Origin of the sequence: Mesorhizobium sp. M1A.F.Ca.IN.020.06.1.1 (genome assembly GCF_004023265.1) — a bacterium.
GTDB lineage: Bacteria > Pseudomonadota > Alphaproteobacteria > Rhizobiales > Rhizobiaceae > Mesorhizobium.
Window position 1 is genome coordinate 1 of sequence record NZ_RZSR01000004.1, and the last position, 25,309, is coordinate 25,309.

The following is a 25,309-nucleotide window of genomic DNA, read 5'->3' on the forward strand; positions in this document are numbered from 1 at the left end:
ACGCGCATAATCCGTCAAAGCGTCACGCGCCAGCCATGTTGACCACCGACCTCGCTTTGCGCTTCGATCCCGCCTACGAGAAGATCTCGCGTCGCTTCCACCAGTACCCGGACCAGTTCGCCGACGCTTTCGCCCGCGCCTGGTTCAAGCTCACCCATCGCGACATGGGCCCGGTGGTTCGTTATCTCGGCCCGCTCGTGCCGAAGGAAGAGCTGATCTGGCAGGATCCGATTCCGGCGATCGACCACGAACTGGTCAGCGAAGAGGATATCGCCGCGCTGAAGGCGAAGATCCTGGCCTCCGGCCTCACGGTTCCTGAACTGGTCTCAACTGCCTGGGCCTCGGCCTCGACCTTCCGCGGCTCGGACAAGCGCGGCGGCGCCAATGGCGGCCGCATCCGTCTCAGCCCGCAGAAGGACTGGGAAGTCAACCAGCCGGCCCAGCTTTCGAAGGTGCTGGCGAAGCTCGAAGCCATCCAGCAGGAGTTCAACGCGGCGCAGGCTGGTGAGAAGAAGATCTCGCTCGCCGACCTGATCGTGCTCGGCGGCGCCGCCGCGATCGAGAAGGCCGCGAAGGACGGCGGCAATGAGGTGAACGTGCCCTTCACGCCAGGCCGCATGGACGCTTCGCAGGAGCAGACCGATGTCGAATCCTTCGCGGCACTCGAGCCGAGGGCCGACGGCTTCCGCAACTATGTCCGCGGCAGGCTGCCCATGTCCGTCGAAGCGATGCTGGTCGACCGTGCGCAGCTCCTCACGCTGACGGCGCCGGAAATGACGGTGCTGGTCGGCGGCCTGCGCGTGCTCGGCGCCAATTATGGCGGCTCAAAGCACGGCGTGTTCACCGACAGGCCGGGCACGCTGACCAACGACTTCTTCATCAACCTGCTCAGCATGGCGACCATCTGGGATCCGGCGGCCGGCTCCGAGCCAGACTCGGATGAGGTCTATGAGGCGCGCGACCGCAAGACCAAGCAAGTCAAGTGGACCGGCACCCGCGCCGACCTGATCTTCGGCTCGCACTCGCAATTGCGTGCGCTGGCCGAGGTCTACGGCTCGGCGGATGCCAAGCAGAAGTTCGTCAAGGACTTCGTGAAGGCGTGGACGAAGGTGATGAATCTCGACCGCTTCGAACTGGTCGCAAAGTAAGCATGTCTCCCGAGAGCGGGAACCGGTTTCGGGATAAAGGCAACTAAAGCGCACGGAGCGAAACTGAAAGGTCTCATCCTCCCAAAGAGAAGGCGCGGGTTCATGCCCGCGCCTTTTGCATTACGTATCAGTCTTTTTCGAAGATGCCAGTCTTGGCGACGATGCCGGCGATCGCCCCGCCGATCAGTGGCGCGACGATGAACAGCCAGAGCTGGCCGAGCGCCGCGCCGCCCGAAAACAGCGCCGGGCCAATCGAGCGCGCCGGATTGACCGAAGTGCCCGTCACCGGGATCATGGCAAAGTGGAGCCCTGCCAGCGTTAGGCCTATCACCAGGCCGGCAAAGGCCGTCATGTGCTTGGCGTTGGTGACGCCGAGAATGACGGTGACGAAGGTGAAGGTGCCGATCAGCTCCCACAGGAAGGCCGAGCTGATGCCCCATTTCGCCTCGTCCCAGCCATTTGCGCCGAAGCCCCCGGTGTGGCCGCCGGCCTGACCGGTGACGATGATCCACAGCGCCAGCGAAGCGATGATGGCGCCGATGATCTGCGCGATCCAGTAAGGCACGACTTCCCTCGCCGGCATCCGCCCCGCAAGGAACACGCCGAGCGTCACCGCCGGATTGAGATGCGCGCCCGAGATCGGGCCGATCGCATAGGCCGCGGCGATCAGGCCGATGCCGAACGCCAGGCCGATCCCTTCCTGTCCGAGCGGCAGCGCGCCGCCGAAGCCGCCCGTGACCACGGAGGCCGTGCCTATGAACACCAACAGAAACGTGCCTAGAACTTCTGCCAGATAAGTCTTCATTGCCCTCTCCTCATAGGGATCCGCCAAAACGCGTTTTCCGCGTCGCGAATCACAGGCGAAAGAGTATTCCTGCCGGCAAAACTTGGAAAGCTGAGTGTTAAGCCAGTGGTCTTGCTTTGCATCCGCCAGTCAAGACATTAGAGAAGTTTCATGTGCGAGGCGTTTTTCTTGTTATCCGCTGACCGCCGACTGCCGCAAAAGAACCTTCCGCCTGTTGCATGGACGATGGCATGGGACAGGTCGTTTTGGCTTCACCGCAAGAGAAGTGTTTCAATCGGAGCCGGAAAGGCTCTAAGAGCAGGGCTGGAAGCAACGATAGACGGAAGCAGGAATGAGACTGGGCGGAAGGCTGGCGGCGGCCATCGAAGTGCTTGAAGACATCGGCCGGCGGCATCGGCCGGTGGCCGACGCCTTGCGCGACTGGGGCTTGTCGCACCGCTTTGCCGGTGGCGGCGACCGCGCGGCGATCGGCAACATCGTCTACGACGCGCTGCGCCGCAAGCGCTCGGCCGGCTGGCTCTTCGGCGAGGAGACGCCGCGCGCCATCGGCTTCGGCGCGTTGCTGCTGGAATGGGGCCCGACGGCGCGGTCGCTGAATGACGCTCTCGACGGCGACAAATTCGCGCCGCCGCTGCTCAGCGCCGCCGAACTGAAAGCGGCAGCCTCCGGCAGGCTCGCCGATGCGCCGGATGCCGTGCGGGCCGATGTTCCGGACTGGTGCGCGCCGCTTCTCGAGCACGCCTATGGCGATGACTGGGTCGAAGAGGGCGCGGCTCTCGCGATGCGCCCGCCGCTGGACCTCAGGGTCAATGCGCTGCAGGCAGACCGCGGCAAGGTGCTGGCGGAACTCCAGGGCACCGGTGCAGCACCTGCCGCAATCGCGCCGCACGGCATTCGCATCCCGCCGATCAATGGCGACGGCAGGCATCCGAACGTCCAGGCCGAGCCCGCCTTCCAGAAAGGCTGGTTCGAGGTGCAGGACGAGGGCTCGCAGCTTGCAGCAGCGCTCGCCGGCGCCGAGCCAGGCATGCAGGTGCTCGACTATTGCGCGGGCGCCGGGGGCAAGACCCTGGCGCTTTCGGCAGAGATGGACAATCGCGGCCAGGTCTTCGCCCATGATGCGGAAAAGGTCCGGCTGGCGCCGATCTTCGAGCGCATCCGCCGCGCGCACAGCCGCAACATCCAGGTCGTCAGCAAGCCTGCGGAACTCGCGCCGCTCACCGGTCACATGGACCTCGTGCTGATCGATGCGCCCTGCACCGGCAGCGGCACCTGGCGGCGGCGCCCGGACGCCAAGTGGCGGCTGACGGACAGACAGCTCGATGCCCGCAAAGGTGAGCAGCAGGCGATCCTCGACATGGCGCAGGCTTTCGTGAAGCCCGGCGGGCTGCTCGTCTACATCACCTGCTCGGTGTTCGATGCCGAAAACGGCGAGCAGGTCGCCGCCTTCCGCGAGCGCCACGGCGATTTTGCGCCGGTCGACCACCGCCAGCTCTGGGACGGCCGTTTCCCCGGCCACGAGGGCGCTGCGCGTATTGGCGAAGCCGGTGGCATCTCACTGTCGCCGGCGCTCAGTGGCACTGACGGGTTCTATTTCCACGCCCTGCGCAGGGCCGCATGAGGGCGGCCGGCATTTGCTGCGCTGCAACATAAAGATTGCCTGTCCTGCCTGCCTCTGCAATAAGCTTCGCCAGCAAAAATGAGGCGAAGGCCATGGCAGCCAAAATCGTACCCGCTCCCGATTATGAGGATCGCGTCAGGACTTCCTTTGCCCGCCAGAAGGCCATGGCCACCATCGGTGCGGAGCTGACGCTGGTCACGCCCGGCATCATCGAGATCGAGATGCCCTATGCCCCTTCGCTCACCCAGCAGCACGGCTTCTTGCATGCCGGCGTCATCTCGACCGCGCTGGACTCGGCCTGCGGCTATGCCGCCTTCTCGTTGATGCCGCAGAATTCCAGCGTGCTGACCATCGAATTCAAGGTCAACCTGCTCGCACCGGGGAAGGGCGAGCGCTTCCTGTTCCGCGGCTCGGTGACCAAGCCAGGCCGCACCATCATTGTTGCCGACGGCCAGGCCTATGCTTTCGCCGCCGATGGCGAGGCCAAGCTGATCGCCACCATGACCGGCACAATGATGACGGTGGTTGGCCGCGACGGCATCGAGGGGTGATCCATGGCCAGCGTTGCGCGGTTAGGGGAAAAATCCGTCCTCTTCGTCATGGCGGCCGAGGCCGAATACGGTCCGCATCTCAAAAAGCGGTTCACGCCGCTGATGACCGGCGTCGGCCCGGTCGAGGCCGCCGTGCGCCTCGGCGCCGAGCTCGCCACGTTGAAGGCCGAGAATGCGCTGCCGGATCTCGTCGTGTCGCTAGGCTCCGCGGGAAGCCGAACGCTCGAACAGACCGAAATCTACCAGGCCGTGTCGGTGAGTTACCGCGACATCGACGCTTCGCCGCTCGGCTTCGCGAAGGGCGCGACGCCGTTCCTCGACCTGCCCGTGACGGTGCCGCTGCCCTTCGTCATTCCCGGCATCAGGACCGCGACGCTGTCGACCGGAGGCGCCATCGTCACCGGGGCCGCCTATGACGCGATCGACGCCGACATGGTCGACATGGAGACCTTCGCCTGCCTGCGCGCCTGCCAGCTGTTCGGCGTGCCGCTGATCGGCCTGCGCGGTATTTCCGACGGCGCGGTCGATCTCAGGCATGTCGGCGACTGGACCGAGTATCTGCACGTCATCGACGAGAAGCTGGCGGCGGCGATAGGTCTGCTAGAGCAGGCGATTGCGTCCGGCGCGATCGGCCTTACTTAATGCATGTCGCCCAAAAGTGCGCAGCGGTTTTGGGAGAACGACATGCATCAGATGAAACTTGAAGCTCGTCGCCTGGGCCCGTTCGACGCGACGCGCTTTAGGCGTTTTGGCAAGGACCGAACGCCGCAACGCGCACCATTGCGCCGAATCGGTTCTTTCTTTAAAGGCTCGCCATGACGACACATCCCGACACCGTTCTCATCATCGACTTCGGCAGCCAGGTCACGCAGCTGATCGCGCGGCGCGTGCGCGAGGCCGGGGTCTACTGCGAGATCGTTCCGTTCCAGTCAGCCGCGGAGGGCTTCCGCCGCATCCGGCCGAAGGCCGTCATCCTGTCGGGCAGTCCGCACTCGACCGTCGACATCGGCTCGCCCCGCGCGCCCGACGAGGTCTTTTCGTCCGGCATTCCGGTGCTCGGCATCTGCTATGGCGAGCAGACGATGTGCGCTCAGCTCGGCGGCAAGGTCGAGGCCGGCCATCACCGCGAGTTCGGCCGGGCCTTCCTGGAGATCGAGGACGACTGCGCGCTGTTCGACGGTGTCTGGGCCAGGGGCACGCGTCATCAGGTCTGGATGAGCCACGGCGATCGCGTCACCGCCATTCCGGAAGGATTCAAGATCGTCGGCACCTCCACCGGCGCGCCCTTCGCAGCGATTGCCGACGAGGCACGGAAGTTTTACGCGGTGCAGTTCCATCCCGAGGTCGTCCATACCCCGGACGGCGCGAAGCTGCTGAGCAACTTCGTCCACCATATCGCCGGCCTCAGCACGGGCTGGACCATGGCTGCCTATCGCGAGCAGGCGGTCGAGGCGATCCGCAAGCAGGTCGGCAAGGGCAAGGTGATCTGCGCGCTATCAGGCGGCGTCGATTCCTCGGTCGCTGCGCTCCTGATCCACGAGGCGGTCGGCGATCAGTTGACCTGCATCCTCGTCGACCACGGCCTGATGCGGAAGGACGAGGCGAAAAGCGTGGTGGAGATGTTCCGCCAGCATTACAACCTGCCGCTGATCCTGGTCGACGCTTCCGACCGCTTCATTTCGGCGCTGGAAGGCGAGAGCGATCCGGAAAAGAAGCGCAAGACCATCGGCCGCCTGTTCATAGAGGTGTTCGAGGAAGAGGCGAAGAAACTTGGCGGCGCCGACTTCCTGGCGCAGGGCACGCTCTATCCCGACGTCATCGAAAGCGTCTCCTTCTCCGGCGGCCCGTCGGTGACGATCAAGTCGCATCACAATGTGGGCGGCCTGCCCGAACGCATGAACATGAAGCTGGTCGAGCCGCTGCGCGAGTTGTTCAAGGACGAGGTGAGGGCGCTGGGCCGAGAGCTCGGCTTGCCCGAAAGCTTCATCGGCCGCCATCCGTTCCCGGGTCCTGGCCTTGCCATACGCTGTCCGGGCGGCATCACCCGCGAGAAGCTGGAGATCCTGCGCGAGGCCGACGCCATCTACCTTGACGAGATCCGCAAGGCCGGCCTCTACGATGCCATCTGGCAGGCGTTCGCCGTGCTCTTGCCGGTGCAGACCGTCGGCGTAATGGGCGACGGCCGCACCTACGAATTCGTCTGCGCGCTGCGCGCTGTCACATCGGTCGACGGCATGACGGCCGATTTCTACCACTACGACATGAACTTCCTGGGCGCCGCCGCCACCCGCATCATCAACGAGGTGAAAGGCATCAATCGCGTCGTTTACGACGTTACGTCGAAGCCCCCGGGCACCATCGAATGGGAATAAAGGTGCATCATTAGCTAGCTTTCGGTAAGTATCGATCAGAGTTGTATAAGCCTCTGAAATAAGTGTGTTTTCCTTACTGCATCTATCGCCATCTATCGCCTGGAAGCGGAATCATTTGGCGGTAAATTTGACGGCATGCGTTTCAGCGTTCTCTTTCCTGCCATGCAATACCGTCGTCCCGCCGATTGCAAGCGCACTCACTTCTTGCCCATCAAAGCATTGAAATACAATGATCGTTCCTAACAGTTGACGGTAAAAATTAATGACGGTAAAATTGGCGGCCGAGAAACCCAAGTTGTGATCCGATCCTCTGTCATTATGTTAACAGATATTGCCCTTAAGCGGCTGAAACCGAAAGACAAAATGTACAAAGTTGCCGACCGTGACGGTATGTACGCTGCGGTGTCTCCGACTGGGCAGATTGCGTTTCGGTACGACTACCGGACCAATGGTCGGAGAGAGACTGTGACGCTGGGCCGATATGGGAACGGAGGTCTCACGCTGGCAGAGGCACGCGACCGCTGCCTTGCCGCGCGAAAAATGGTGGCAGCCGGAAAGTCGCCGGCGCAAGAAAAGCAGCGCGAGAAGCGTCGCCTGTCAGGCACGGCGAGCTTCGGGGATCAAGGCAAGCGCTGGTTAAAGGAAGCGAAGATGGCGGATAGCACCCGCTCGATGCGCAAGGCTATTTTCGATCGCGACATTTTGCCGATTTGGGAAAAAAGACTCCTAACCGAAATAACACCTGACGACTTGCGGGCGCTCTGCGCAAAGGTGAGGGATCGTGGTGCGCCGGCAACCGCCGTCCATATCCGCGATGTCGTGAAGCAGATCTATAGCTACGCCATTCTGCACGGCGAGAAGATCGCCAACCCTGCGGACGAGGTGGGACCAGCCTCAATTGCCACGTTCGAGGCGAAAGACCGCGCTCTGTCGCCTGCAGAAATCCGGATAATGCTGAAAGAGTTGGAAAACGTGCCGACGCTGCCGACGATTCGGGTCGGCCTAAAGTTCATCCTGCTCACGATGGTCCGAAAGAGTGAACTACTCGAGGCGACTTGGGACGAGGTCGATTTCGAGAACGCCGTCTGGAGCATCCCAAAAGAGCGAATGAAGCGGAAGAAGCCGCATAACGTCTACCTGTCACAGCAATCCCTCGATATCATGATCGCGCTCAAGACTTGTGCGGCGAACTCCCGATATGTGCTGCCGTCCCGCTACGATGCCGATGAGCCCATGTCGCGCGCGACGTTCAATCGGGTAACCGCGGCGATTGTCGAGCGGGCAAAGCAGCAAGACTTTCCGCTCGCGCCTTTCACAGTGCACGACCTTCGGCGCACCGGCTCAACACTCCTGAACGAGATCGGATTTAATCGCGACTGGATTGAGAAATGCCTTGCCCACGACGACAGGCGGTCCTCTCGAGGTGTCTACAACAGAGCTGAATATGAGCCGCAGCGTCGTCATATGCTGCAGGAATGGGCGGACATGGTCGATGCGTGGGCGGCAGGCAAAAAGCACACGCCCAGACTCCAGCCGCCTGCAGAGGCAGCGGTTATCCTTGATCCGATTTGACGGGTCTTGCCTTTCGTAGTCTTACGTCAGGCGCAGGCTTGGTCTTGATTTTTCCGACAGATGACGCATTCCGCCGCTCCTCGATCCACGCTTCGACTTCTGCCAAGTCCCAAACAACACAGCGGGCGGTGAGATTGAAGCGTCGTGGGAACTCGCCACGCTGTTCCATCTCATAGACGGTCGTATCAGACAGGGGAACGATTTCTCGCAGCTGCGACCGGCGAACAGTTCGCACTACTCGACGCGACGCGATGTGTGGTAGAACCAGAAGTGGATCCGGCTGCCCAATTTCGATGCCCTTGAATTTATCGACCTCGGAAGACTGCTGCCGTTTGACCATTTGCGTGACCGGGATGGATTGCCTTACTGGCCAACAATCGCGCAACTTTTCGAGGTTTCGTACAGCCCTCAATTGCGACCACGTATCCTCGCCTACTGACGTGAAGACTCAAGGGCATTTCACTGCGGATTATGTCAGGACCGCACCACCAATGGGATCCATCGAGCAGGCGCTGCATAAGGTCCGACAGGCGATCCTTGCTGCAGGCTTCTCGATGCTCGAATATCTCAAGCTGCGCGCTGACAATGACCTTGCGCCAATTGACGCGTTAATCGGCCGGCGCGGCTAGATCGCGGCGGAGGCGAAGCGCCGCGAGATCACGCTCACAGCCGAGGACGCGAAGCGCCGCCGGCTTCGCAGTTACGCCGTCGCCGATCTCACCAATCATGAGAGATTGCCGACATGGACAGCGAGACTTGGTCTTTGGTTAAACGGCAGCAGGCTCGGCGGTCGCAACGGCTACCTTGTCAAATACTGTGATGAGAAACGTTGCATCGCCAACATCTTCATCGAAGATGTGCTCGCATATTTCGAATTCCTGCGTGCCTTAGCGTGGCTGATCACGGAGGACGGCAGAACAGCCGATGCCGACCGACAAAAGGTGAAAGGCAATGAAGGCGAGCATAGTTCCTGCTCCGCTTGGTTGTTTGCGGAACCGGACCGAGTGTTGGAAAATGAAAGTTGGGGACAGTGCTCTCCGGCAGTTGATTGCAGACGCATCACAATGCGTATTACTCCGACTCAACCGCGCGGGGAAAACCAATGGCGAAGAAACCCAATGAGACTACGAGCAAGAAAGTTGCTTCGACGGCATCCAAGTTGCTTCGTTCTAACAGCTCCTCAAAGGCAGTCAAATCGGTCGCGGGATCCGCTCTTACGCAAAGGGTGAAAAAAAAGAAATAGCGCCGGTTTGACAGACATGAAGCAGTTTTGGCCTCATTCAGAAGAGCGCCAAGGAGTTTGGTTTCCGGCGAACTGGTTGTGTCCGAAAAGGTGGACTGCACGTTGGCGTCGACGCCATCCACAAACTGGAGAGCGCAGAGATTGGCGTTTTGGTTTGCCTTGATCCACCAACGGCACCGATGCTGAGAGAGGCTGCATCCGAGGGTGAGGTCGGCCCGCGCTCAAAGCAAGTTCCTAAAGTCCAGATTTAGAAGACGCCCGTCGAACGCCTGGGGGATGATAGATCTTCCGGAAGTAGGAAGACAGCCGGCTGTTTCGCCACAAAAGCTTGGCCGCAAGCGGGTTGAGGGTCAAACGGAAATGATGTTTCCAATGTCTTCAAACAGCAGAATGTCGAAGGGCCAAAACGCAAGGGAAATGGGCCCATCCGGACGGTCGACATCGAAGTGACCCGCGGACCATAGCCGAAAACAAAATAGCCTTTAAGGGCCCGCTCGACTGAATCCAGGAGCGGGCTTTTCTAATTCAGGGCGGGGTTCGAACCCACGAGACCGATGAAGGTCCACCTCCTTATCAGGGATGCGCAATCGACCGCTCTGCCACCTATCCACAACGTTGGTTCGATTGATCGATCTTCAAGCCCCGAGACATTCTCGGTGCGAATACGGCGGACTTTTGCCGCAAGCACGGCATTTCGGCAGCGACCTTCTATAAGTTCAAGGCGAAGTTTGGCGGGATGGAATTGTCCGACGCCCGTCCCCTGACGGCGCTGGAGGACGAGAACGCGCGGCTCAAGAAGCTGCCGGCGGAGCGGATGCTCGACAATGGATCTTGAAGGATGCTGCCGCAAAAATGTATGGTCCGCCCCGTCCGGGCAAGGTGTCGCGAGATCGCGAATGACCTATGGAAGGGCCGATACCCTCGAAGAGCGGCTTGGGTTGAAGCCGCTGGTTGGCCAGCGCATTGCGCCGATCATCATCTTCGCCGCCAGCATCGAACATCACCTGGAGCGGCGTTGTGGAAGCTCAAGGGCGTCAATCCAAAGGGCATTCGACCCGAGACCGACGCGAAGATGATCTCTGATTTGATCGGGATGCTTGAAACATTCGCGTCAACCGCTGCCAGCGGGAGACGAGCGCACCCTTCTTCAGACATGGTCCAATGCGGCCAGTCTTGCATTTGCGATCAGGAATGACATCGCTCATGGCGTGCCACCAACTTGGGCGAGAACGCGCAAGAGACCGTCCAGCGACTATTGGGCCGACGATCACTCTCTCGATCTCGTTCGTCACGCCTTCGCGGTTCTACTGCGCGTCACTGTTGGCGTTTCGACAGAGAAGATGCCGTTGATCGAGCTTGCGAACCCATCTTTGCTACGTGCCCTCCGCCGCGAATTATTCTGAGCGAGATGGCCTGCAAAGACTATAATCCGACCTTCAGAAATACTAAATCGGCAGCGATGGCTTCCTATTTCCCCGCGAGCGCTACACTGGTCACTTCAAGAATGGCGGCACCGTACCGCGGGCGCGCAGGCCAGGATGTCCAGTTCGACGTCACGGAAGGCCAATCGAAGACACGATCGAGGCATTCAACAATCTTGGATTTAACGATCGCACGATGACGATCAATCGTACGGCTACTCGGGCTATATCGCTCGAACTTGGACCGATTGCCCTTGGCCGCTTCCAGGTCGCATTGGTTTCGAGGTTGTGCCGGCATTCAACGAAGCTTTCTACGGCGCGCTCCACGTCGATCATATCGATCACAGCTGGAATGAGAATGACGGCCTCGCTTTTCGCATTCAAAATACACTTGGCCTTGCCGGCTTAGTGGTCGGCGGCAAAGTAGAGTTCTGCAAGATAAGCGGCACCATTCCAATCGGCGGCGCGCTGGTTACCTTGGGCGCGAAGTCGGCGACGGGGTCGACATCGCTTGATACGCCCAATGGCGACAGCACAACCTACCATGTGCGGCTCACGCAGCCGATCTACATGCTCGCCCATGTCGTCACGCCGGTGTTTTCAGGTACGGTCCCCCTGTGGTTCAAGTTGGAACTGACCAAGGGCAAGATCCCTACAACGCTGGGACAGAAGGGGTCGATCCAGATCACACCGACAGGACAGCGCCGTGACTACGTCCTTGTCGTTAGGCTCGATCAGGCCGCCTTTCTCCCGCAAGGGCTGACCGCGTCGGGCAAAGTCGACGTTAATTGGCAGGCACCGACCACGCTGCCGCCGACCGCGGCCGGCATCACGATGCCGCACCAGTAGCGAATTTCTCGCTGTAGCCGGGTTTGAGCGCAGCAAGCGATCTATTCGTCGCACTGCAATCGGCCTATGGCGAACTGAGTGCGAGGCCCTTTTGGAGGGCTTTTCCGTGTTGGCCGAAACGGTAGCTTTGGGTCAGGTCACGACTATGCCTAGCGGGGTGCCTCAACGTTCGTTTCCGACTATTTGTGCCTTAAAACTGCCAACCTGCAACGGCCCAACGCCGCCTGGCAGCTTTTGCGCCTCGTGTCGGCCATAGAGGCGAACTTTACCTCTGCCCGGAAGCAGACATTTCGGTTGACAACGCGCGCCGTCGCGGTCGCGCCATGAACAGGCATGGAATGTGGGTTCAACTGAAATGGATAGCTGGAGACTAGTATTGGCAAAAGTGCTTGCATCGCGGTGCGAACTGACGCTCTCTATTAGCTTAAGGTAAGATCAATTAGCTAAACCTAGTGCCATGGGCGATACTGACATCAACGCCGCTTTCGCGGGGGTGGACATAGCGCGATTTGCCCCGAGGGGGCATGAGCGTTTTGATGGTCCTATTCGAACGTTCTCAGACGCAGATGGGACAACTCTCTCAGCAATATCGGATCGAACGTTTCTTAGGTGGATAATCAGAGAACTCGGCGATCTGAGGGGGAAGCGCATATACGAAATTGGAACAGGAACTGGTTATCTGGTGTCAGTACTCTCCTTGCTAGCCGGCAGGGAAGGAGACGTCCCACTGATATTTGGTTGCGAGATTATTCCCGACCTCTTCGATCAATCACAGCGCGCCCTCATCGGCACTTCTGGTGTGCGCGTGCAATTAGGTGATTGGGTCGATCGACTACCCGAGCTGGGTCTCTTCGACGTCATAATAGCCACTTCTGCGTTTCGTGGCATCCCGCGACTGCTTCGCGAGGCGTTGCGGGTGCCGGGAGGCATGCTCGCTATGCCTGTAGCGATTCCGGGTGGCGGGGACTGCTTTACGATCTTCCTAGCAACCGAGAAAGGACTACTCACGGTCGGCGCTAGGATGTCCGTGTCCGTCCCTACAACCGGTTCCATTGCAGATGAGGACACATGGTACATCCCGCTTGAAAAGCTTATTGATCCGCGACCGAAGTCCTTCTTGCATATTGAAAAGGGCCGAGGCTTTGGTCACCCTGTTTTGGATTCTTTGGCATTCCGGAGCTACCTTTTTGGCGCTGAACCGAATTTCCGCGCTGTGAACCTAGGCGTCGAGCGTACATTCGACCTCACACACTACTCTTTCGGTCTCATCGATAGCGAGCGCCGCTCGGGCGCGCTTTATCACGGCCGCGACATAGTCGTGTTCGGTGATCTGGGCCTCGAATTTGCCGGCACCTTGGCAGCCCATCGGGAACGATGGCAAGCAAATGGGCAGTCGGATCTTAGCCGAGTGCACTATCATATCCCTTGGACCGCGTTCGATGCTGACCAGTTGCCAAGCGGATATGTTGCTGCCCTTGGAGGCTGAGGATGTTGCAGACGGCTCCTCCAGACTTGTCATACGTTTGTCCCGATGTGAGATTTCGGGAAATAGGTTGCATCCCCATCATCGGAATGAAGTGCGCAGCAGAGCTGATGGAAACTCCCTGGGTGTCGCGAGACGTTTCCGCTCTGGATGAACTTGCTGCCCTCCTCACACCCCAGCGTATCGCGGCACGGCATGGGACGCGCTTGGTCACGCTCGAGCATAAGGAACGATGGCGGAACCTCCGGGCGCAACAGAGATTGGGCGATTATCTCGCTGGTCTCGACACAACTGAATTTTATCTCAGGCAGAGTGACGCGTCCTTCGTCGACATCGCGCATCGATTGCCTGTTTCACCTCGATCACGCGAGCCGGCATACTTCGACAACATATGGATCGGTCCGCCAGGAACGGTGCAAACCTTTCATCAAGATAACCACAACGACTACGTCACGAACCATAATTACTTCATTCAGTTGTTTGGGTGGAAATATGTTGCAGTCTGCCACCCACGGGATACCTTCGCGCTCACGGACGGCGCCACAGTGCGAGGGCACCATTGCGATGCCTCGCCGACGGACCCCAATGTCTGGCAACGCGTGCCGTCGTTACGTCATGCAATCGTCGGTCCATGCGACCTCCTGCATATCCCTCCCAGTTACTGGCATTACGTCCAATCCCTCTCAGTTAGCATTTCGGTGTCGCGTTGGTGGTTCGATAACCACTTGGCAGAGATCATTTACAGCGTTGGGCAAGAGCGTTGGGAGCGTCCTGCAATCGTTGTGGCGGATACTAGGACATTCTTGGCTGACCTTGAAGAGTTTGGCGGCGCTTCTGCTTTGAAGCGTGTCCTTTTGCAATTGTCTCCCATCGCAAGATTTGCAATTATAACGGCGTTCAGTGAATTCTATGGCAAAGGAGTTTTCGACTATGTCTGAAGCACCGCTTTCCTTCGAACTGAGTGAAGATCAAGCTAAGGCCCTCAGGTCCCTCGCTGGAGGTAAAGGCATACGCATTTCCGGTTATGTCGATGGGACAACCCTGAAGGTCGACAACATTGCCATCAACGCAGGGATAATCGGTATCAGCAGTTCACCCTTCAAGGACGGCATGGCCCCTTTTATCGCTTGCAATGGCCCGCTCGAAGTTGAAAAATGACAATGGACTACGTCGCGCGTTTTGTTGAAACTGCCCTTGACGAACAAGGCGACATAGCAACGCGCGACTACCTTCGGCTGTTTGGCGACGCTGTTGCACGTCACGTGCCGCCATACTTCCTCGCCGACTACGGCAACAGTTTTAGGTCGCATATTGAGAACCCGGTATGGGTGCTGCAGTCGCTTGTCTCGAATGCGATCAAAGAGGGCGAGGGTTCCCGCGACTTAGCGAAGATTGCCAACGCTTGCACAAGTGCCGGGCTTGTTGACGATCTGAGCCAGCATGTCGAGGATGAGGCAGGTCATTGCCGAATGTACCTTCGTCTCGCCGATCTGGTATTTCCAGACGCATTGCCAGATAATGTGCGCGGGGCCGTTGAGACCCAGTTTCCCCCCATGCAGCACAGCCAGGTCGAGGCCGCTAGCCTCGAAACCTGGAGGGTGCTCGACTATTTGATTCAGGTGAACCTCGGTGAGGTGAGGACCCGCATTCACCAGAAGTTGTTGGAGCCCGTGCTCGAGGCATATTGCCCGCACCGTAACCTAGACATGCTGGGTCGAACGCTATGCAAGTTAAGTGGCGACGAGTGTAGCCACATCCGCTACACTGCAAGACGCATCGGAGAACTGTCCAAAGAATTTGCCTCGACTCGGGTTGAAGAACTCTTTTGGCAGAGATTGCTACAGTTCACCGCATACACAGAGCGCGAATTGGGTAGCCAGAGGGCTGGAGGGTTTGCGACGTCCCTAGTTAGGGATCGGTGATTGCTCCGTGGGGATCGTGTTGGCAGGCACGCTCTTATTCAGGTCGCCTTCGCCGTTGACCCGCGCCGTTAGATCTGTCGACCTCCTGGATGAAAATTCGCTTGCGAACCGCGGGGAGTCAACCGGACAGTTCTCAGGACGGCTGTTGGCGCCAAGCGGTCCGCGCTATGCTGGACGTGTTAGTCCGTTTCTAGACCGGCCAACCCGAAAACAAATAGTCCGCTTGCGGCCCAGAAGCCGACGCATCTGGCCGCCGACAGCGCCTACGGATCGGCAGCGAACCTCGCCTGGTTGGTCAAGGAACGGGAGATCGCGCAGCATATCCCCGTGTTCGATAAAACCGCACGGATGGCACTTTCTCGCGCGCCGACTTCATGTTCAGCGGAACTACTGGTTCGCCCTGAGCGAGGATCGACCGCTATTCTTTTTCGCCGGCCTTCGGACGCCTTGGCATGGTATCGGAAGGTTACTCGGGTCTAGCCGGCGCGGCCGTCTTGTCCCGTTCCTGCCCGCTCCTTCGCTGCGCTCCCGTGTTGGGGACAAGCCAGCCCTGCACGCCGTCTCCTTTGGAGCCGTCCTCCCGGGACAGCGCGTCGGCCGCATCCAAGTCTGACGCTTCGTGAAACGAACGCCACCCTGCGACGGCGTTCGTCACGTCTCTTCGATTGAGTGCCAGGAAGGGCGGGCCTGAGACGTACATTCCCGCTGGAAGCTCTGTGTGATAGCAACGGCTTGGCGCGGGTGTTTGAGCGCCCCCACGGCAGTGCCGGAATGGCGGATCGCTCAATTGCATGGCGGAGAACAAGAACCAGCACTTTGTTCCCCGGGTACATCTATCGCCCTTCAGCGTGTGTGCCGAAGGCAAAGCCATTCACCTGTTTAACCTTGATCGCAACCAATCATTCTTCGATGCCCCGGTGAAGAATCAGTGTTCCAGGGATTACTTCTACGGGCAGGACCCAAGGCTCGAAACCGCAATCCAGACCGTCGAGGGACACTATGGCGACTGCGTTTCGTCGTTGCTCAAGCCACGTGCGGTCATCAAGGATCTTCATGCCACAATCCTCAGGCGTTTCGCCTACCTGCAGCATGTCCGCACAGAAGCCGCCGCGCGTCGATCCGCGGAGTTTGCTTTCGCTGCCACGTCAGTCAAAGGTGCGGACTTCGAACAACCGTCTTTCAAGGAGGCCGTCAAAAGTGCGGTGATCTCGGCGATGCATCACTACGCCAAAACGATGAGCGTCGTAGACGATCTAAAGGTGCGGGTTGTTCGCAACCTTACCTCGGTGCCGTTTCTCACATCAGATGACCCTGCTGCTCTCGCCAACCGCTGGCATCAACAGCACAGGCATGCGCAGCACAGATCTTTTGGAATCTCCAGCGCAGGTGCGCTTCTCTTCCTGCCGCTTTCGCCAACGCTGTTGGCTGTTCTCCTGGATGGCGACGTCTATCAAGCCGAGCACGTCGGTGGCTGGATCGATGTGTCAAATACGGCGGACATTCTTGCGTGCAACCACCAGCAGGTACTGAACTGCGCGGCAAATCTGTACTTTGGCGAGCGTAGCTCTGGGGATGATGTGCAAGCTATAGCGATCTCAGTTGCGCATCTGCGACCCCCGAGTCGGTTTGACGTGGTTATGGCGGTAGCCGACGGCAGAACCGAAACTCATACTCACTACGCAGTCGTAGATGCCCCCGACGCTCGGGAGCATGACGACGTGCTTATCCACGTGAGAACTGTCAGGCCGGTTCCGCCAACGTGGCCCTCGTTCCTGAAGTTTCGAAACAATCGTTTCGTCTTCACCAACGATACGGGCGCAGGCTTCCGCCGTCGGAGGACTGCGACGTCAAGTCTTTGGGGTAGTCCGCCTTGGCGGAAGGTTCGAGGCTAAGGAGACCAATGCTATTCTGGCGCTTCGCCATCATTCTCACCTGGCGGCGTTTTCGGGTTGTTCGGTTTCATCGAAGACCAAGAAGAGGGTGTCGTCATCCTCGTTCATGGCCCTTTCCGCCAATCCTTTTGCCAATCGCAAAGGCAACGCGTTGGCCGATGGCGGGATGCTGGTCCCCGAGTGGGTCATAGAACGGAGGTACGGCGTCGGCTTTGACTTTACAGCTTAGCGTGTGAAGCACGAAGAGCAGCCGCTATCGTTTGCGGGAGTGGCGTCCCATGCGAACTGGGACAGATTGGTTAGGTTAGTCTCCTACGGGCTAAGCCCACCCGACGTCGTCCTTTCTGGAAAGTCTCAAAAACAGATCGAACCAGAATCGATATTCGGCATCTTCACGATTGCCAGACACTTCCAAGGGACACTAGGCGACCGACGTGGTAGCGTCCTTGCCGTGCCTTCGATCTCGGCTTCCATCGCCTCGTCGTCGGATAGGAGTGCCCAATCTTTAACAATGTCATACTGGCTTCGCACATCGATGCCCTCCGTCTTGCCGAGAAGCAGCCTTAGGTACCCCGACGCCTCCCGACCTTCAACACAATGACAATGGCCATCACCAGCCCCGACGCGGCCAAGACGCCGTAAAACCCTTCGGCCGTTATTGCAAAGCCCCAGAAGTCGATTGTGATCTTGTCCATTGGTTCGGTTGCCTTCACCAGATTCCAGGTTCAAACGACAGACTGAACCGTCTGCGCTCGTGTTGCGTTTTACGGCGCAAGCATGAGGCACCCTTGCAGGCGTCAATTGCAAAAGCGCCATCTTAGAAAATTATACCTACAAAATGCGTCGTTTCAGTCCCGGCTGGGGCCGAAATCTGTCCTTCGCGAACCGGTCGCGCGCTGCCTTGGCGTCAATTGCCGTTATTGGGCAGTTTTTGTAGCCTCAACCCCATTTTTTCAGCTCGGCAAGGAAGCGATCCTGCTCCTCCAAGGCTTTCAGCATCGTTCCATGACAGTGGAATCCGTCATGCGCCGCAATTCTCGCTGAATGGACGATTCGTGAAGACCCAGCGCCGTCCTCAGCGCCAGTGAGTCTAAAACACCATGTACCTCTTTCCTGAGGGGCGTATCGAGGTATCCAGCCGCGGCCTTTTGGAGAGCAGATGCTTCCGAAAAATTGTACATACTCGCCGTCTCTTTGGCTTTCCGCATAAGGTACTCGCTAGCCGAGTCGGAGATCGATGACGTCGTGCGCGAGGGCGCTCTCGCCGTCCTTGCAGCTCTCGTTGCCGCCGCTTCGTTCATGAATTTCTGTCTGTTCAGCTTCCAGCGCCCCTGCCATCGACGGATCAAGGTAACGTCTGTCTCCCTCCGCGAGCTGGACATATCATTGAGGACCCGCCTCATGGCTGAAGTCGCCTTCATGGAAGGATTATCCAGCAAGATACTTGCGACCTTGGCAAGGGCCTGATCGTTGTTCTTGACGCCGCTGCCAATTGGGCGGCCGACGCGGCGCTTCTGAATCTCTTCCATTGCTTTGCCTCCAGTTGGTGTCGGTCTGCCCCGTGCGCTCTTTGATATTGTAGCAACGGATGGATTCTCAAGCGATTTAAATAGCTCCGATCAGTTTAAAAGCGCGGAAAATTCCCGCTCGTGAATCCAAAAGCGCGGAAAATTCAGCGACACGTAATTTTCCGCGCTTTTACGGCTTACGGAGAGGCTGAGCGCGAAAAATTCCAGCCGGTGCGGCGTTTGGCAATCGGCGTTTTCATCCGAAAACGGCCCCGCATTATTCCTCTAAAGCTTAGAACTGCCGGCCATAGCGCGGGCGAGCGGCACTGCTGAGGTAAGCAACTCAGCTCCCACCTTGCAGGACCTGGATGACGGACTGCCCGCAGGTGCTGCCCCATCTGCTTTGGACCGCATCTGCGAAATTCTCACGTATCCTGCCTGTGCGCATGTAAGCATAGGGTAGCGCCTGGGCTCGATTGGCCACCACACTAAGAACCACCGTCGGCATGACGACCGCAGGCTGATGTCCCAAACGCCACTCCAAAAGGATCATCCTCTCATGGATCCCAATGCCATCATTGCGTCCCTGCCAGTCGCCGGGGCTGATCGATCTGTGCTCATCGAAGTCGCTAATGCCGCGTTCGAGCCCGTCATTGAGCGGATTGAACCGAATATTAGGAACGACCCGAAGCCTTTGGGATGCTGATAACTACATCGACAATAGCCTTCTCGGCGTCTCTCCCACAAGTCCGTGGGAAACGGCTCAGGAATTCTTTGCGGCTCTCGCACGCAAGGAAACCTTGTTCACCCATACTTGGCAGCTGGTCGGCAGAGAAGCTCCCCTTGCTGAAGCCTTGGAAGCACACAAGAATCGGACGTTGGCGTGACGCTGGTAACGGGGTCTGGCGGCGGCGGCAAATCTCGAGCTCCAAGCCATTCTGGACCAAATCGCCGCCGATCAGTCTGCGACTAGGATCAGGCTTGTCTCACCGACAATGGAGATCACCAAGGTGTCTCTAGAAGAGCTTGGTTCCGGTGACCTGCTCCTCGTCGTCGATGATGCTCATGACAGCGACAAGTCTCCAGCCATTGTTCAATTACGCCGCGGCCAACGTGGGTCGTGTAAAATTGCTCATTGTCTTCCGACGATATGGAGTTGAGCATATCCGGGCCCAGGCAAGCAGCTATTCCTTTTCTGGAGACCGTCTGAGCGTCATCGACGTGCCGCCTCTTTCCAAGGAGGAGTCGGAGTCGCTTGCCCGCCAGGTGCTTGAACACCTAGGTGGACCTATGGAGCTTGCGGCCAGCATTGCTCATCTCACCCAAGATTGCTCGCTCGCCACAGTGGTCGGGGGCTCAGACCTGCATGAAGCCCCATCTTGTGCAGCGTCCTTTGCTTAGGCGCGGAACCATACGGAGCGATACGGGAAGATTTCTGATTTTGGCCCACGAGAAAGCCAATGAAATCAACGGTCCCGGCACATCCTCCGGGCCCACCATTGTCGTTATTTATCAATAGTTTATGGGGTGGTTCGCCACGAGGTTCGCCAATGGGTTCGCCAAGCATCGGCTTACGCGTCACCAAGCGTACGACTCGATCCATCCCCTGCACCGCCAGCCGAACCTGCGACGCCTCGCGCGAATAGAGCTCGGCATGATCGATATCGTCGTGACCGAGCACGTCCATGAGCTGCCTGGTCGAGGCCTCGGCCTCTGCCAGATAGACACCAAGCGACTTCCTCAGTCCATGCAGGGTCAACCCCTTCGGCAGACCCGCAAGCTTGCACCAATGCGCCATCATTCCTGTCAGCGACTTGGCGGAGAACGGCTCACCATAGCCGTTGACCAGAACGGTCTCGCCGCGCCTGTCGGCCGCATCCAGGATCTCAGACAACATCGGTGTGATCGGCACGAAAAGCCGCTTGCCGCCAGTTCGTCCCTTGTTCTTGCCCTGAACGATATCAAACCCGTCAAAGTGACGTTCGACACCATCGATGAAGACACGGCGGGTGACCCTCTGATCCCAGCGCAGGCCCGCGACATCGCCGCGACGGTTGCCCAGCCAAAGCGCCAAGCCGTAGCAAGTGCGTGCCGCGGTGCCGAGTTGCCAACGGTTTTCGAATTGCGCCATCGCTTCGCGCGACCAAGCTTTCCAACCGGCATAGGCGGGACGCCATTCGACCGCCGCTGTGGGATCGATTTCGATCCAGTCTTGCCGCAGCGCGACATAGACCAGCTTGCGTATGCCCACCAAAAGGTGCTTGGCCTTATGTGGGGTGGCGATGAAGCGGCCAAGAAGCTCTTCAATATGGATACGTCGAAGGTTTTTTACCGCTACATCCCGCCAGATGAGCGGGTGATCTGCGACCACCCGGAGTTCTAGGAACTCCTCGATCAGCTGCGTGTTCTTGCGCTTGCTGGCTTCGTCAAGCGCCAGCCATTTGACCGAGATTTTCAACCGCTGAAAGGCCGCTCCAAACGTGCCGGGCAGGGCGGCTCCGGGCATACGGACGACGGGAGCCTTTGGGACTTTCCGGCCCTCGACCGCTGCTTGATAGGCCTCCTTGAAACCCGCCTGATTGGGGGCTGGCAGACTAACCACACGCTCCTTCGTCCGATAGCGCCAGCGAACTTTGCCATGGCGGTCGGTGTAGGAGGAGAGGCCGGGATATTTGTCGGTCATGGCAGAACGAATCTATTCCCTGCGATGATTCCCTTGCAACAGGAAGTCGACGATATTTTCTTCATCGTCTCCAGGTAGTTCGCCAAAGGCCGCTTCGAGTTTGAGCCGGTCCCAAATCACGCGACCGTCAACTTTCTTCGGCTTCGGCATGCGGCGGTCAGCAACCATCTGGTCGAATTTGGTTATGCCCACGCCAACATATCGGGCGGCTTCTTCGCGTGAGAGGCCGCGAGGAGGGTAGGAGAGGCTGTCGCTTTTCACCGCTTCATCCAAGGTTCTACGAATAAGACCGGCCTCGGTTAGCCCCCACTCATCGTAGAAGGAAGAGAGCTGATCAGTCCGTTCGGCAAATCGCGGTCGCGACCTGTAAATAGGATGGTCGCCTTCGGCCACTGCTTCGCCGATTGTCAAAGTCGGGGGTTGGTAGCGGTAGAGCGCTACAAACGTTCCCCACATCTTGAACCGGTGCCCTTTGCATACCGTGTGGCGTCATAGCGGACGACTGGCGGTCGGCCCGCCAAGGCCTTGAGTTGAGCATTTGGGACTGGCCTCGTTGAGACTAGACCCGCCATAAAAGAATCTGAATTTCTTGCGTTTTCGCTGCCGCCGCTGTTGTCCCCGCCACAAGTGTGACGGACAAGACATCGTTGAACTTATGCTGGGCGAGCGTTCGGTTTTTCTGCAGCTCTACGACCGGGCTGAGCTTCTCAATCAGCGTCTTCGCCTTGCCCTTGGTGGCAGCGACACGGCTCGTATCATTCTGGATCGTGTTGAGTTGTTCGAGGAACCAGACCACAAACTCGCCGGTGAAGAAGACCGATTGCTTCTCCACTGGCTTATTATGCTCACGACTCAGAAAGGCGAACTGTTGTTTGGCCTTGAAGGGATCTCCAATAGGGGCTTCCACATTTCCTTCCCGAATGCAAATTCGCCCGGCAAGAGCTTCGAAATGGGCTGGCGCCTTGAGCACGCCTATTCGGCCAAGCGAGGCAAGGTAGTCCGCCTGCAGCGACAGGAAATGCTCTTGTCGGAGGCGACCAACCCATTTGAGATCGCTGCCTTCGACTTTCTGCTTCAGGTCCTCAATCTTCAAGGCCTGTGGGAATTTTAGGTCCCAATCGATTTCGTACAGACGCGAACCAATTGCTATCGGGTTTGGCCCGGAGGTTCCCTTTAGAGAGTGAGCTAGGGTGCCGCGAAGCAACAGAACCGACTTGGCGGCTGGGGGCTTGTCACCCCGATCGACCAGGTCACAAATCGGGCTCATTACAGCCAAGATCGACTTGCCGACGACGACACTCTTGGCGGACTTGGGCAATGTTCCTTCGAAGTAGATGTCGCCCGATATCGGGTTCGCGCCGTCGGACCCCTTGAAACCCGGATCGCTTGAAATACGAGTTGCACCGTACAACTCGGCGAACGCGTTGGATGGCGGATCGAAGTAGTCGCCTGGCATGTCAGCGAAGGGACTCGGACCGGATCTCGCCGGTGCTTGCTTGGAAAAGGCTTTGGAAACCTGCTCGGCGAGGGCTCCGGCCAGCAGTTCCTTAAGGTAGTCCTCTACCTTGGCTATGAGAACCACTCTCGATTTCACTCCACTTTTTCGGTCGGGCATCGGCTTCGACCGAATGCTGAACGCGCTTGAGGCCGCGAGCCGCGGCGAAACCATCGACAGCTGGCCTCCATATGACATCGCCAAGCTCGGCGAGGACGATTACCGCATCACCATGGCGGTAGCTGGCTTCAGCCAGGACGATCTGACCCTAACCCAGGAGCAGAACACGCTCATGGCGTCCGGTCACAAGGCGGGCGAGGAGAATGGCCAGTATCTTCATCGAGGCATTGCCAGTCGCGCGTTCCAGCGCCGTTTCGAGCTGGCCGACCACGTGAAGGTGGTGAACGCCAGCCTGGTCAACGGTCTGCTGACGATCGATCTCAAGCGCGAAGTTCCTGAAGAGATGAAGCCGCGCCAGATCGAAATCGCGACGAGCGGCAAGGCGACGCCGAACTCCTCGCCGAAGCAGATCGAGGCTGAGAAGCCGGCCGCCTAGGGCATTCCGCGAGCGCACTCGCGCGCGGGCGCCGGGTCATGAGCCCGGCGCCGAATGGTGCATTGTCACAACGAACGAAAGGAGAAGAAAAAATGAGCGTTCGAGATCTGATCCCTTGGGGCCGCGACAACGGCAATCAGGCGACCTTATTCCGCGCTGGCGACCGTGATCCGTTGCTGGCGCTGCATCGTGAGGTGAACCGGCTGTTCGATGATGTCTTCCGCGGCTTCGGTTCGACCCTACCTGCCTTCAGTGGCGCTTCCGCCTTCGGCGGCGGTTGGCCAAGCGTCGAGATTTCCGACGGCGAGACGGAGGTCAAGGTGACGGCCGAGGTGCCCGGTCTTGAGGAGAAGGACATCGAAGTCCTGCTCGACGACGGCGTACTCACGCTGAACGGCGAGAAGCGTTCCGAAACGGAGGACAGGGACAGGCAGTTCTCCGAGCGCTTCTATGGCCGCTTCGAGCGCCGTCTCCCGCTCGGCTACGAGGTCAAGAAAGACAAGGTCGATGCCCGCTTCAGCAATGGTGTGCTGACCGTGACCTTGCCCAAGAGCGAGAAGGCGCAGTCGCAGGGAAAGCGCATCGCCATCAAGAGCTGACGCGTGGCAGGCGCCGGCGGCCGGCTGTAGGGCCCCGCCGGCAGCATCCATGCCAGACAGGGAGGATGAACGATGGAAAGAGGTTGACAGATCCACCAGAGCACCAATCCCGCGGGGGTGGTCGTCGAACGACAACCGGCAGAAGCCCCTTTCGATGGGACGCTCGACCTTCCCGGGCGACGCCGTCGCACGGATCTACAAGCCGTCCCGCGCGGCGACGACTTCCGGCACGGCCCGCACGCGCGGCTGGCGTCTCGTTTTCGAGCGGCGCACCGCGCCCTTTGTCGAGCCGCTAATGGGCTACACCGGGAGCCGCGATACGCTGACCCAGGTCGAGTTGAACTTCCCGACGCTGGAGTCGGCCGTTCGCTACGCCGAGCGACAGGGGTTGTCCTATGTCGTTCAGAATGCGACGGAGCAGGCTGATGATGGGGCGACCAGGCCTGCCAAGCCCGGAAGGTCGACCTACGGCTTTTCCAACATGACACTCGACCGGCTCGGACTTGGCGCGCTTCAGGAGAGCTACGGGTGCGCCCTCGACGGCGCTGCAAACCGCAACGATCCATCCGGTCCGGAAAGCTGGACGTCGCCGATGGGCGTGGCCCGCGATCCGAAGCTGACGCTGGAGGCCAAGCGCTCGATCCTGATGAACTGGGCTTGGACGGAGTATCTGATCGATCTGGCGACCAATGAGGGCATGCCTGAAAACGACCGCCCCTCGCGCCTCGACGAGGTCCAGCAGGCGCTGCTCGCGCTCGAACGGGAGGTTGCGGCTGACCAAGCCAATTCAGGCATGCGCAAGGCGGCATGAGGTGTGCCTACGAGCGGGTCTGGAGCAAGTTCCGGGCCCGCTTTTTCAACCCCGCGGGCGTAGCCCCGCAGACAGGAGTGACAACACCAGGTCAGGGAGGCAAACAATGCTCGCTCTCACATCGAACCTCCGCGTCGTCGCCGTTGCGATGGGGGCCATTTTCTTCAGCCTCGCTCCCGTTGCTGCGCAAACGGCGGCACCGGCTGAAGCATCCAGCCTGCCGACGCTTGCGCCCATGCTGGAGCGCGTCACACCGGCCGTCGTCAATATCGCGGTCGTTTCCAAAGCCCCCAAGGAAGACAATCCGCTTTACAGCGACCCTAATTACCGGCGCTTCTTCGGGCCGGAGCAGCTGCCGCAGGCCAGGATGAGCGCCGGCTCTGGCGTGATCGTCGATCCGGCGAAGGGCTATGTCCTGACCAACAATCACGTCGCTGGGGACGGCAGCGAAATCTCGGTCACCCTCAAGGACGGCCGGCAATTCCCGGCGAAGCTGATCGGCAGCGACAAGGACACCGATATCGCGCTGCTTCAGATTGACGCTAAAAACCTCACGGCGATACAGACAGGCGATTCAGACGCCCTGAAGGTCGGCGACTATGTCGTGGCAATTGGCAATCCCTTCGGTCTCGGCCAGACCGTGACCTCCGGCATCGTCAGCGCGCTTGGCCGCAGTGGACTCAACATCGAGGGTTACGAGGATTTCATCCAGACCGACGCCTCGATCAATCCGGGCAATTCCGGCGGCGCCCTGGTTACTCTGGACGGCAAGCTGATC

General features: G+C 59.2%; 25 protein-coding genes and 2 pseudogenes. 19 read left to right on the forward strand and 8 right to left on the reverse strand.

The window, feature by feature from the left end:
• The coding region (locus tag EOA60_RS00505; protein WP_348632697.1) for a peroxidase family protein at positions 1 to 1,148 on the forward strand (1,148 nt) is incomplete at its 5' end.
• A 127-nt stretch (positions 1,149 to 1,275) separates the two neighbouring features.
• On the opposite strand, the gene EOA60_RS00510 is transcribed toward EOA60_RS00505, so the two are convergent.
• Complete coding sequence (locus EOA60_RS00510) at positions 1,276 to 1,953, reverse strand: MIP family channel protein (RefSeq protein ID WP_095781890.1); 678 nt, start codon at positions 1,951 to 1,953, stop codon at positions 1,276 to 1,278.
• A 331-nt stretch (positions 1,954 to 2,284) separates the two neighbouring features.
• On the opposite strand from EOA60_RS00510, the gene EOA60_RS00515 reads away from it, so the two are divergent.
• The 4 genes from EOA60_RS00515 to guaA all read left to right on the forward strand — a co-directional run bounded on the left by EOA60_RS00515 (position 2,285) and on the right by guaA (position 6,497).
• Entirely contained in the window at positions 2,285 to 3,574 is a 1,290-nt protein-coding gene (locus tag EOA60_RS00515; protein ID WP_095825774.1) for an RsmB/NOP family class I SAM-dependent RNA methyltransferase, read from the forward strand.
• A 92-nt stretch (positions 3,575 to 3,666) separates the two neighbouring features.
• Positions 3,667 to 4,125 (forward strand): PaaI family thioesterase, encoded by a 459-nt coding sequence (locus EOA60_RS00520; protein WP_066989431.1) that lies wholly within the window; start codon positions 3,667 to 3,669, stop codon positions 4,123 to 4,125.
• Positions 4,126 to 4,128: 3 nt separating this feature from the next.
• Positions 4,129 to 4,767, forward strand: a complete 639-nt coding sequence (locus tag EOA60_RS00525; RefSeq protein WP_095825773.1) for a 5'-methylthioadenosine/S-adenosylhomocysteine nucleosidase — start codon at positions 4,129 to 4,131, stop codon at positions 4,765 to 4,767.
• Between the two features lie 173 nt (positions 4,768 to 4,940).
• On the forward strand, positions 4,941 to 6,497 hold the full coding sequence (guaA, locus tag EOA60_RS00530; RefSeq protein ID WP_095825772.1) for a glutamine-hydrolyzing GMP synthase: 1,557 nt from the start codon (positions 4,941 to 4,943) through the stop codon (positions 6,495 to 6,497).
• 111 nt (positions 6,498 to 6,608) lie between these two features.
• Here guaA and EOA60_RS37275 read toward each other — a convergent pair whose 3' ends face one another.
• Positions 6,609 to 6,791, reverse strand: coding sequence for a hypothetical protein (locus EOA60_RS37275; protein ID WP_164748119.1), 183 nt, complete (start codon positions 6,789 to 6,791; stop codon positions 6,609 to 6,611).
• 24 nt (positions 6,792 to 6,815) lie between these two features.
• On the opposite strand from EOA60_RS37275, the gene EOA60_RS00535 reads away from it, so the two are divergent.
• Positions 6,816 to 8,069 carry a site-specific integrase gene (locus EOA60_RS00535; RefSeq protein ID WP_091595769.1) on the forward strand — a complete coding sequence of 418 codons (1,254 nt, stop codon included), beginning with the start codon at positions 6,816 to 6,818 and terminating at the stop codon, positions 8,067 to 8,069.
• On the opposite strand, the gene EOA60_RS00540 is transcribed toward EOA60_RS00535, so the two are convergent.
• Positions 8,050 to 8,304: an AlpA family phage regulatory protein gene (locus EOA60_RS00540; RefSeq protein ID WP_091595894.1), complete on the reverse strand. Its 255-nt coding sequence runs from the start codon at positions 8,302 to 8,304 to the stop codon at positions 8,050 to 8,052. The genes EOA60_RS00535 and EOA60_RS00540 overlap by 20 nt on opposite strands.
• 256 nt (positions 8,305 to 8,560) lie before the next feature.
• Between EOA60_RS00540 and EOA60_RS37280 the strand changes: the two genes are divergently transcribed.
• The 9 genes and pseudogenes from EOA60_RS37280 to EOA60_RS00590 all read left to right on the forward strand — a co-directional run bounded on the left by EOA60_RS37280 (position 8,561) and on the right by EOA60_RS00590 (position 16,879).
• A complete protein-coding gene (locus EOA60_RS37280; RefSeq protein ID WP_164746654.1) occupies positions 8,561 to 8,698 on the forward strand; it encodes a hypothetical protein in 138 nt (45 codons plus the stop codon).
• Between the two features lie 1,245 nt (positions 8,699 to 9,943).
• Positions 9,944 to 10,138: pseudogene (locus EOA60_RS00550) on the forward strand (transposase); the annotation flags it as partial.
• Between the two features lie 883 nt (positions 10,139 to 11,021).
• The gene (locus EOA60_RS00555; protein WP_091595768.1) at positions 11,022 to 11,582 is read left to right on the forward strand and encodes a hypothetical protein; all 561 of its coding nucleotides are present in this window, start codon (positions 11,022 to 11,024) and stop codon (positions 11,580 to 11,582) included.
• 457 nt (positions 11,583 to 12,039) lie between these two features.
• Positions 12,040 to 13,068: a hypothetical protein gene (locus EOA60_RS00560; protein ID WP_091595766.1), complete on the forward strand. Its 1,029-nt coding sequence runs from the start codon at positions 12,040 to 12,042 to the stop codon at positions 13,066 to 13,068.
• A 2-nt stretch (positions 13,069 to 13,070) separates the two neighbouring features.
• Complete coding sequence (locus EOA60_RS00565; RefSeq protein ID WP_126092613.1) at positions 13,071 to 14,003, forward strand: cupin-like domain-containing protein; 933 nt, start codon at positions 13,071 to 13,073, stop codon at positions 14,001 to 14,003.
• Positions 13,996 to 14,223: a hypothetical protein gene (locus tag EOA60_RS00570; RefSeq protein WP_091595762.1), complete on the forward strand. Its 228-nt coding sequence runs from the start codon at positions 13,996 to 13,998 to the stop codon at positions 14,221 to 14,223. Before EOA60_RS00565 ends, EOA60_RS00570 begins: the two co-directional genes overlap by 8 nt.
• A gap of 2 nt (positions 14,224 to 14,225) precedes the next feature.
• Positions 14,226 to 14,987: a hypothetical protein gene (locus EOA60_RS00575; protein ID WP_091595760.1), complete on the forward strand. Its 762-nt coding sequence runs from the start codon at positions 14,226 to 14,228 to the stop codon at positions 14,985 to 14,987.
• 246 nt (positions 14,988 to 15,233) lie between these two features.
• Positions 15,234 to 15,367, forward strand: a pseudogene (locus EOA60_RS38625) (IS5/IS1182 family transposase); the annotation flags it as partial.
• A gap of 411 nt (positions 15,368 to 15,778) precedes the next feature.
• Positions 15,779 to 16,879, forward strand: a complete 1,101-nt coding sequence (locus EOA60_RS00590) for a DUF4238 domain-containing protein (RefSeq protein WP_091595756.1) — start codon at positions 15,779 to 15,781, stop codon at positions 16,877 to 16,879.
• A 563-nt stretch (positions 16,880 to 17,442) separates the two neighbouring features.
• On the opposite strand, the gene EOA60_RS39580 is transcribed toward EOA60_RS00590, so the two are convergent.
• From EOA60_RS39580 to EOA60_RS00610, 5 genes are all read right to left on the reverse strand, one after another.
• Entirely contained in the window at positions 17,443 to 17,574 is a 132-nt protein-coding gene (locus EOA60_RS39580; protein ID WP_268929511.1) for a hypothetical protein, read from the reverse strand.
• Between the two features lie 297 nt (positions 17,575 to 17,871).
• Positions 17,872 to 18,408: a hypothetical protein gene (locus EOA60_RS00595; RefSeq protein WP_126043593.1), complete on the reverse strand. Its 537-nt coding sequence runs from the start codon at positions 18,406 to 18,408 to the stop codon at positions 17,872 to 17,874.
• 1,297 nt (positions 18,409 to 19,705) lie between these two features.
• Positions 19,706 to 21,070: a tyrosine-type recombinase/integrase gene (locus tag EOA60_RS00600; RefSeq protein ID WP_245479138.1), complete on the reverse strand. Its 1,365-nt coding sequence runs from the start codon at positions 21,068 to 21,070 to the stop codon at positions 19,706 to 19,708.
• 12 nt (positions 21,071 to 21,082) lie between these two features.
• On the reverse strand, positions 21,083 to 21,331 hold the full coding sequence (locus tag EOA60_RS00605) for a hypothetical protein (protein WP_082048681.1): 249 nt from the start codon (positions 21,329 to 21,331) through the stop codon (positions 21,083 to 21,085).
• A 298-nt stretch (positions 21,332 to 21,629) separates the two neighbouring features.
• The gene (locus EOA60_RS00610) at positions 21,630 to 22,652 is read right to left on the reverse strand and encodes a hypothetical protein (protein WP_127334676.1); all 1,023 of its coding nucleotides are present in this window, start codon (positions 22,650 to 22,652) and stop codon (positions 21,630 to 21,632) included.
• On the opposite strand from EOA60_RS00610, the gene EOA60_RS00615 reads away from it, so the two are divergent.
• The 4 genes from EOA60_RS00615 to EOA60_RS00630 all read left to right on the forward strand — a co-directional run.
• Positions 22,642 to 23,121 carry an Hsp20 family protein gene (locus EOA60_RS00615; RefSeq protein WP_127213885.1) on the forward strand — a complete coding sequence of 160 codons (480 nt, stop codon included), beginning with the start codon at positions 22,642 to 22,644 and terminating at the stop codon, positions 23,119 to 23,121. The two genes, EOA60_RS00610 and EOA60_RS00615, sit on opposite strands and share 11 nt — an antisense overlap.
• 92 nt (positions 23,122 to 23,213) lie before the next feature.
• The gene (locus EOA60_RS00620) at positions 23,214 to 23,720 is read left to right on the forward strand and encodes an Hsp20/alpha crystallin family protein (RefSeq protein WP_127334677.1); all 507 of its coding nucleotides are present in this window, start codon (positions 23,214 to 23,216) and stop codon (positions 23,718 to 23,720) included.
• A gap of 49 nt (positions 23,721 to 23,769) precedes the next feature.
• A complete protein-coding gene (locus EOA60_RS00625; RefSeq protein WP_206522066.1) occupies positions 23,770 to 24,531 on the forward strand; it encodes an ETC complex I subunit in 762 nt (253 codons plus the stop codon).
• Positions 24,532 to 24,637: 106 nt separating this feature from the next.
• On the forward strand, positions 24,638 to 25,309 hold a 672-nt coding region (locus EOA60_RS00630; RefSeq protein ID WP_128311012.1), incomplete at its 3' end, for a trypsin-like peptidase domain-containing protein.

What these genes read in the sequence shown, in the direction of transcription:
- EOA60_RS00510 (WP_095781890.1), bottom strand. Translation starts at nt 1,953, where the DNA reads ATGAAGACTTATCTGGCAGAAGTTCTAGGCACGTTTCTGTTGGTGTTC.
- EOA60_RS00515 (WP_095825774.1), top strand. Translation starts at nt 2,285, where the DNA reads ATGAGACTGGGCGGAAGGCTGGCGGCGGCCATCGAAGTGCTTGAAGAC.
- EOA60_RS00520 (WP_066989431.1), top strand. Translation starts at nt 3,667, where the DNA reads ATGGCAGCCAAAATCGTACCCGCTCCCGATTATGAGGATCGCGTCAGG.
- EOA60_RS00525 (WP_095825773.1), top strand. Translation starts at nt 4,129, where the DNA reads ATGGCCAGCGTTGCGCGGTTAGGGGAAAAATCCGTCCTCTTCGTCATG.
- guaA (WP_095825772.1), top strand. Translation starts at nt 4,941, where the DNA reads ATGACGACACATCCCGACACCGTTCTCATCATCGACTTCGGCAGCCAG.
- EOA60_RS00535 (WP_091595769.1), top strand. Translation starts at nt 6,816, where the DNA reads ATGTTAACAGATATTGCCCTTAAGCGGCTGAAACCGAAAGACAAAATG.
- EOA60_RS37280 (WP_164746654.1), top strand. Translation starts at nt 8,561, where the DNA reads ATGGGATCCATCGAGCAGGCGCTGCATAAGGTCCGACAGGCGATCCTT.
- EOA60_RS00560 (WP_091595766.1), top strand. Translation starts at nt 12,040, where the DNA reads ATGGGCGATACTGACATCAACGCCGCTTTCGCGGGGGTGGACATAGCG.
- EOA60_RS00565 (WP_126092613.1), top strand. Translation starts at nt 13,071, where the DNA reads ATGTTGCAGACGGCTCCTCCAGACTTGTCATACGTTTGTCCCGATGTG.
- EOA60_RS00570 (WP_091595762.1), top strand. Translation starts at nt 13,996, where the DNA reads ATGTCTGAAGCACCGCTTTCCTTCGAACTGAGTGAAGATCAAGCTAAG.
- EOA60_RS00575 (WP_091595760.1), top strand. Translation starts at nt 14,226, where the DNA reads ATGGACTACGTCGCGCGTTTTGTTGAAACTGCCCTTGACGAACAAGGC.
- EOA60_RS00590 (WP_091595756.1), top strand. Translation starts at nt 15,779, where the DNA reads ATGGCGGAGAACAAGAACCAGCACTTTGTTCCCCGGGTACATCTATCG.
- EOA60_RS39580 (WP_268929511.1), bottom strand. Translation starts at nt 17,574, where the DNA reads ATGGACAAGATCACAATCGACTTCTGGGGCTTTGCAATAACGGCCGAA.
- EOA60_RS00595 (WP_126043593.1), bottom strand. Translation starts at nt 18,408, where the DNA reads ATGGAAGAGATTCAGAAGCGCCGCGTCGGCCGCCCAATTGGCAGCGGC.
- EOA60_RS00600 (WP_245479138.1), bottom strand. Translation starts at nt 21,070, where the DNA reads ATGACCGACAAATATCCCGGCCTCTCCTCCTACACCGACCGCCATGGC.
- EOA60_RS00615 (WP_127213885.1), top strand. Translation starts at nt 22,642, where the DNA reads ATGAGAACCACTCTCGATTTCACTCCACTTTTTCGGTCGGGCATCGGC.
- EOA60_RS00620 (WP_127334677.1), top strand. Translation starts at nt 23,214, where the DNA reads ATGAGCGTTCGAGATCTGATCCCTTGGGGCCGCGACAACGGCAATCAG.
- EOA60_RS00625 (WP_206522066.1), top strand. Translation starts at nt 23,770, where the DNA reads ATGCCAGACAGGGAGGATGAACGATGGAAAGAGGTTGACAGATCCACC.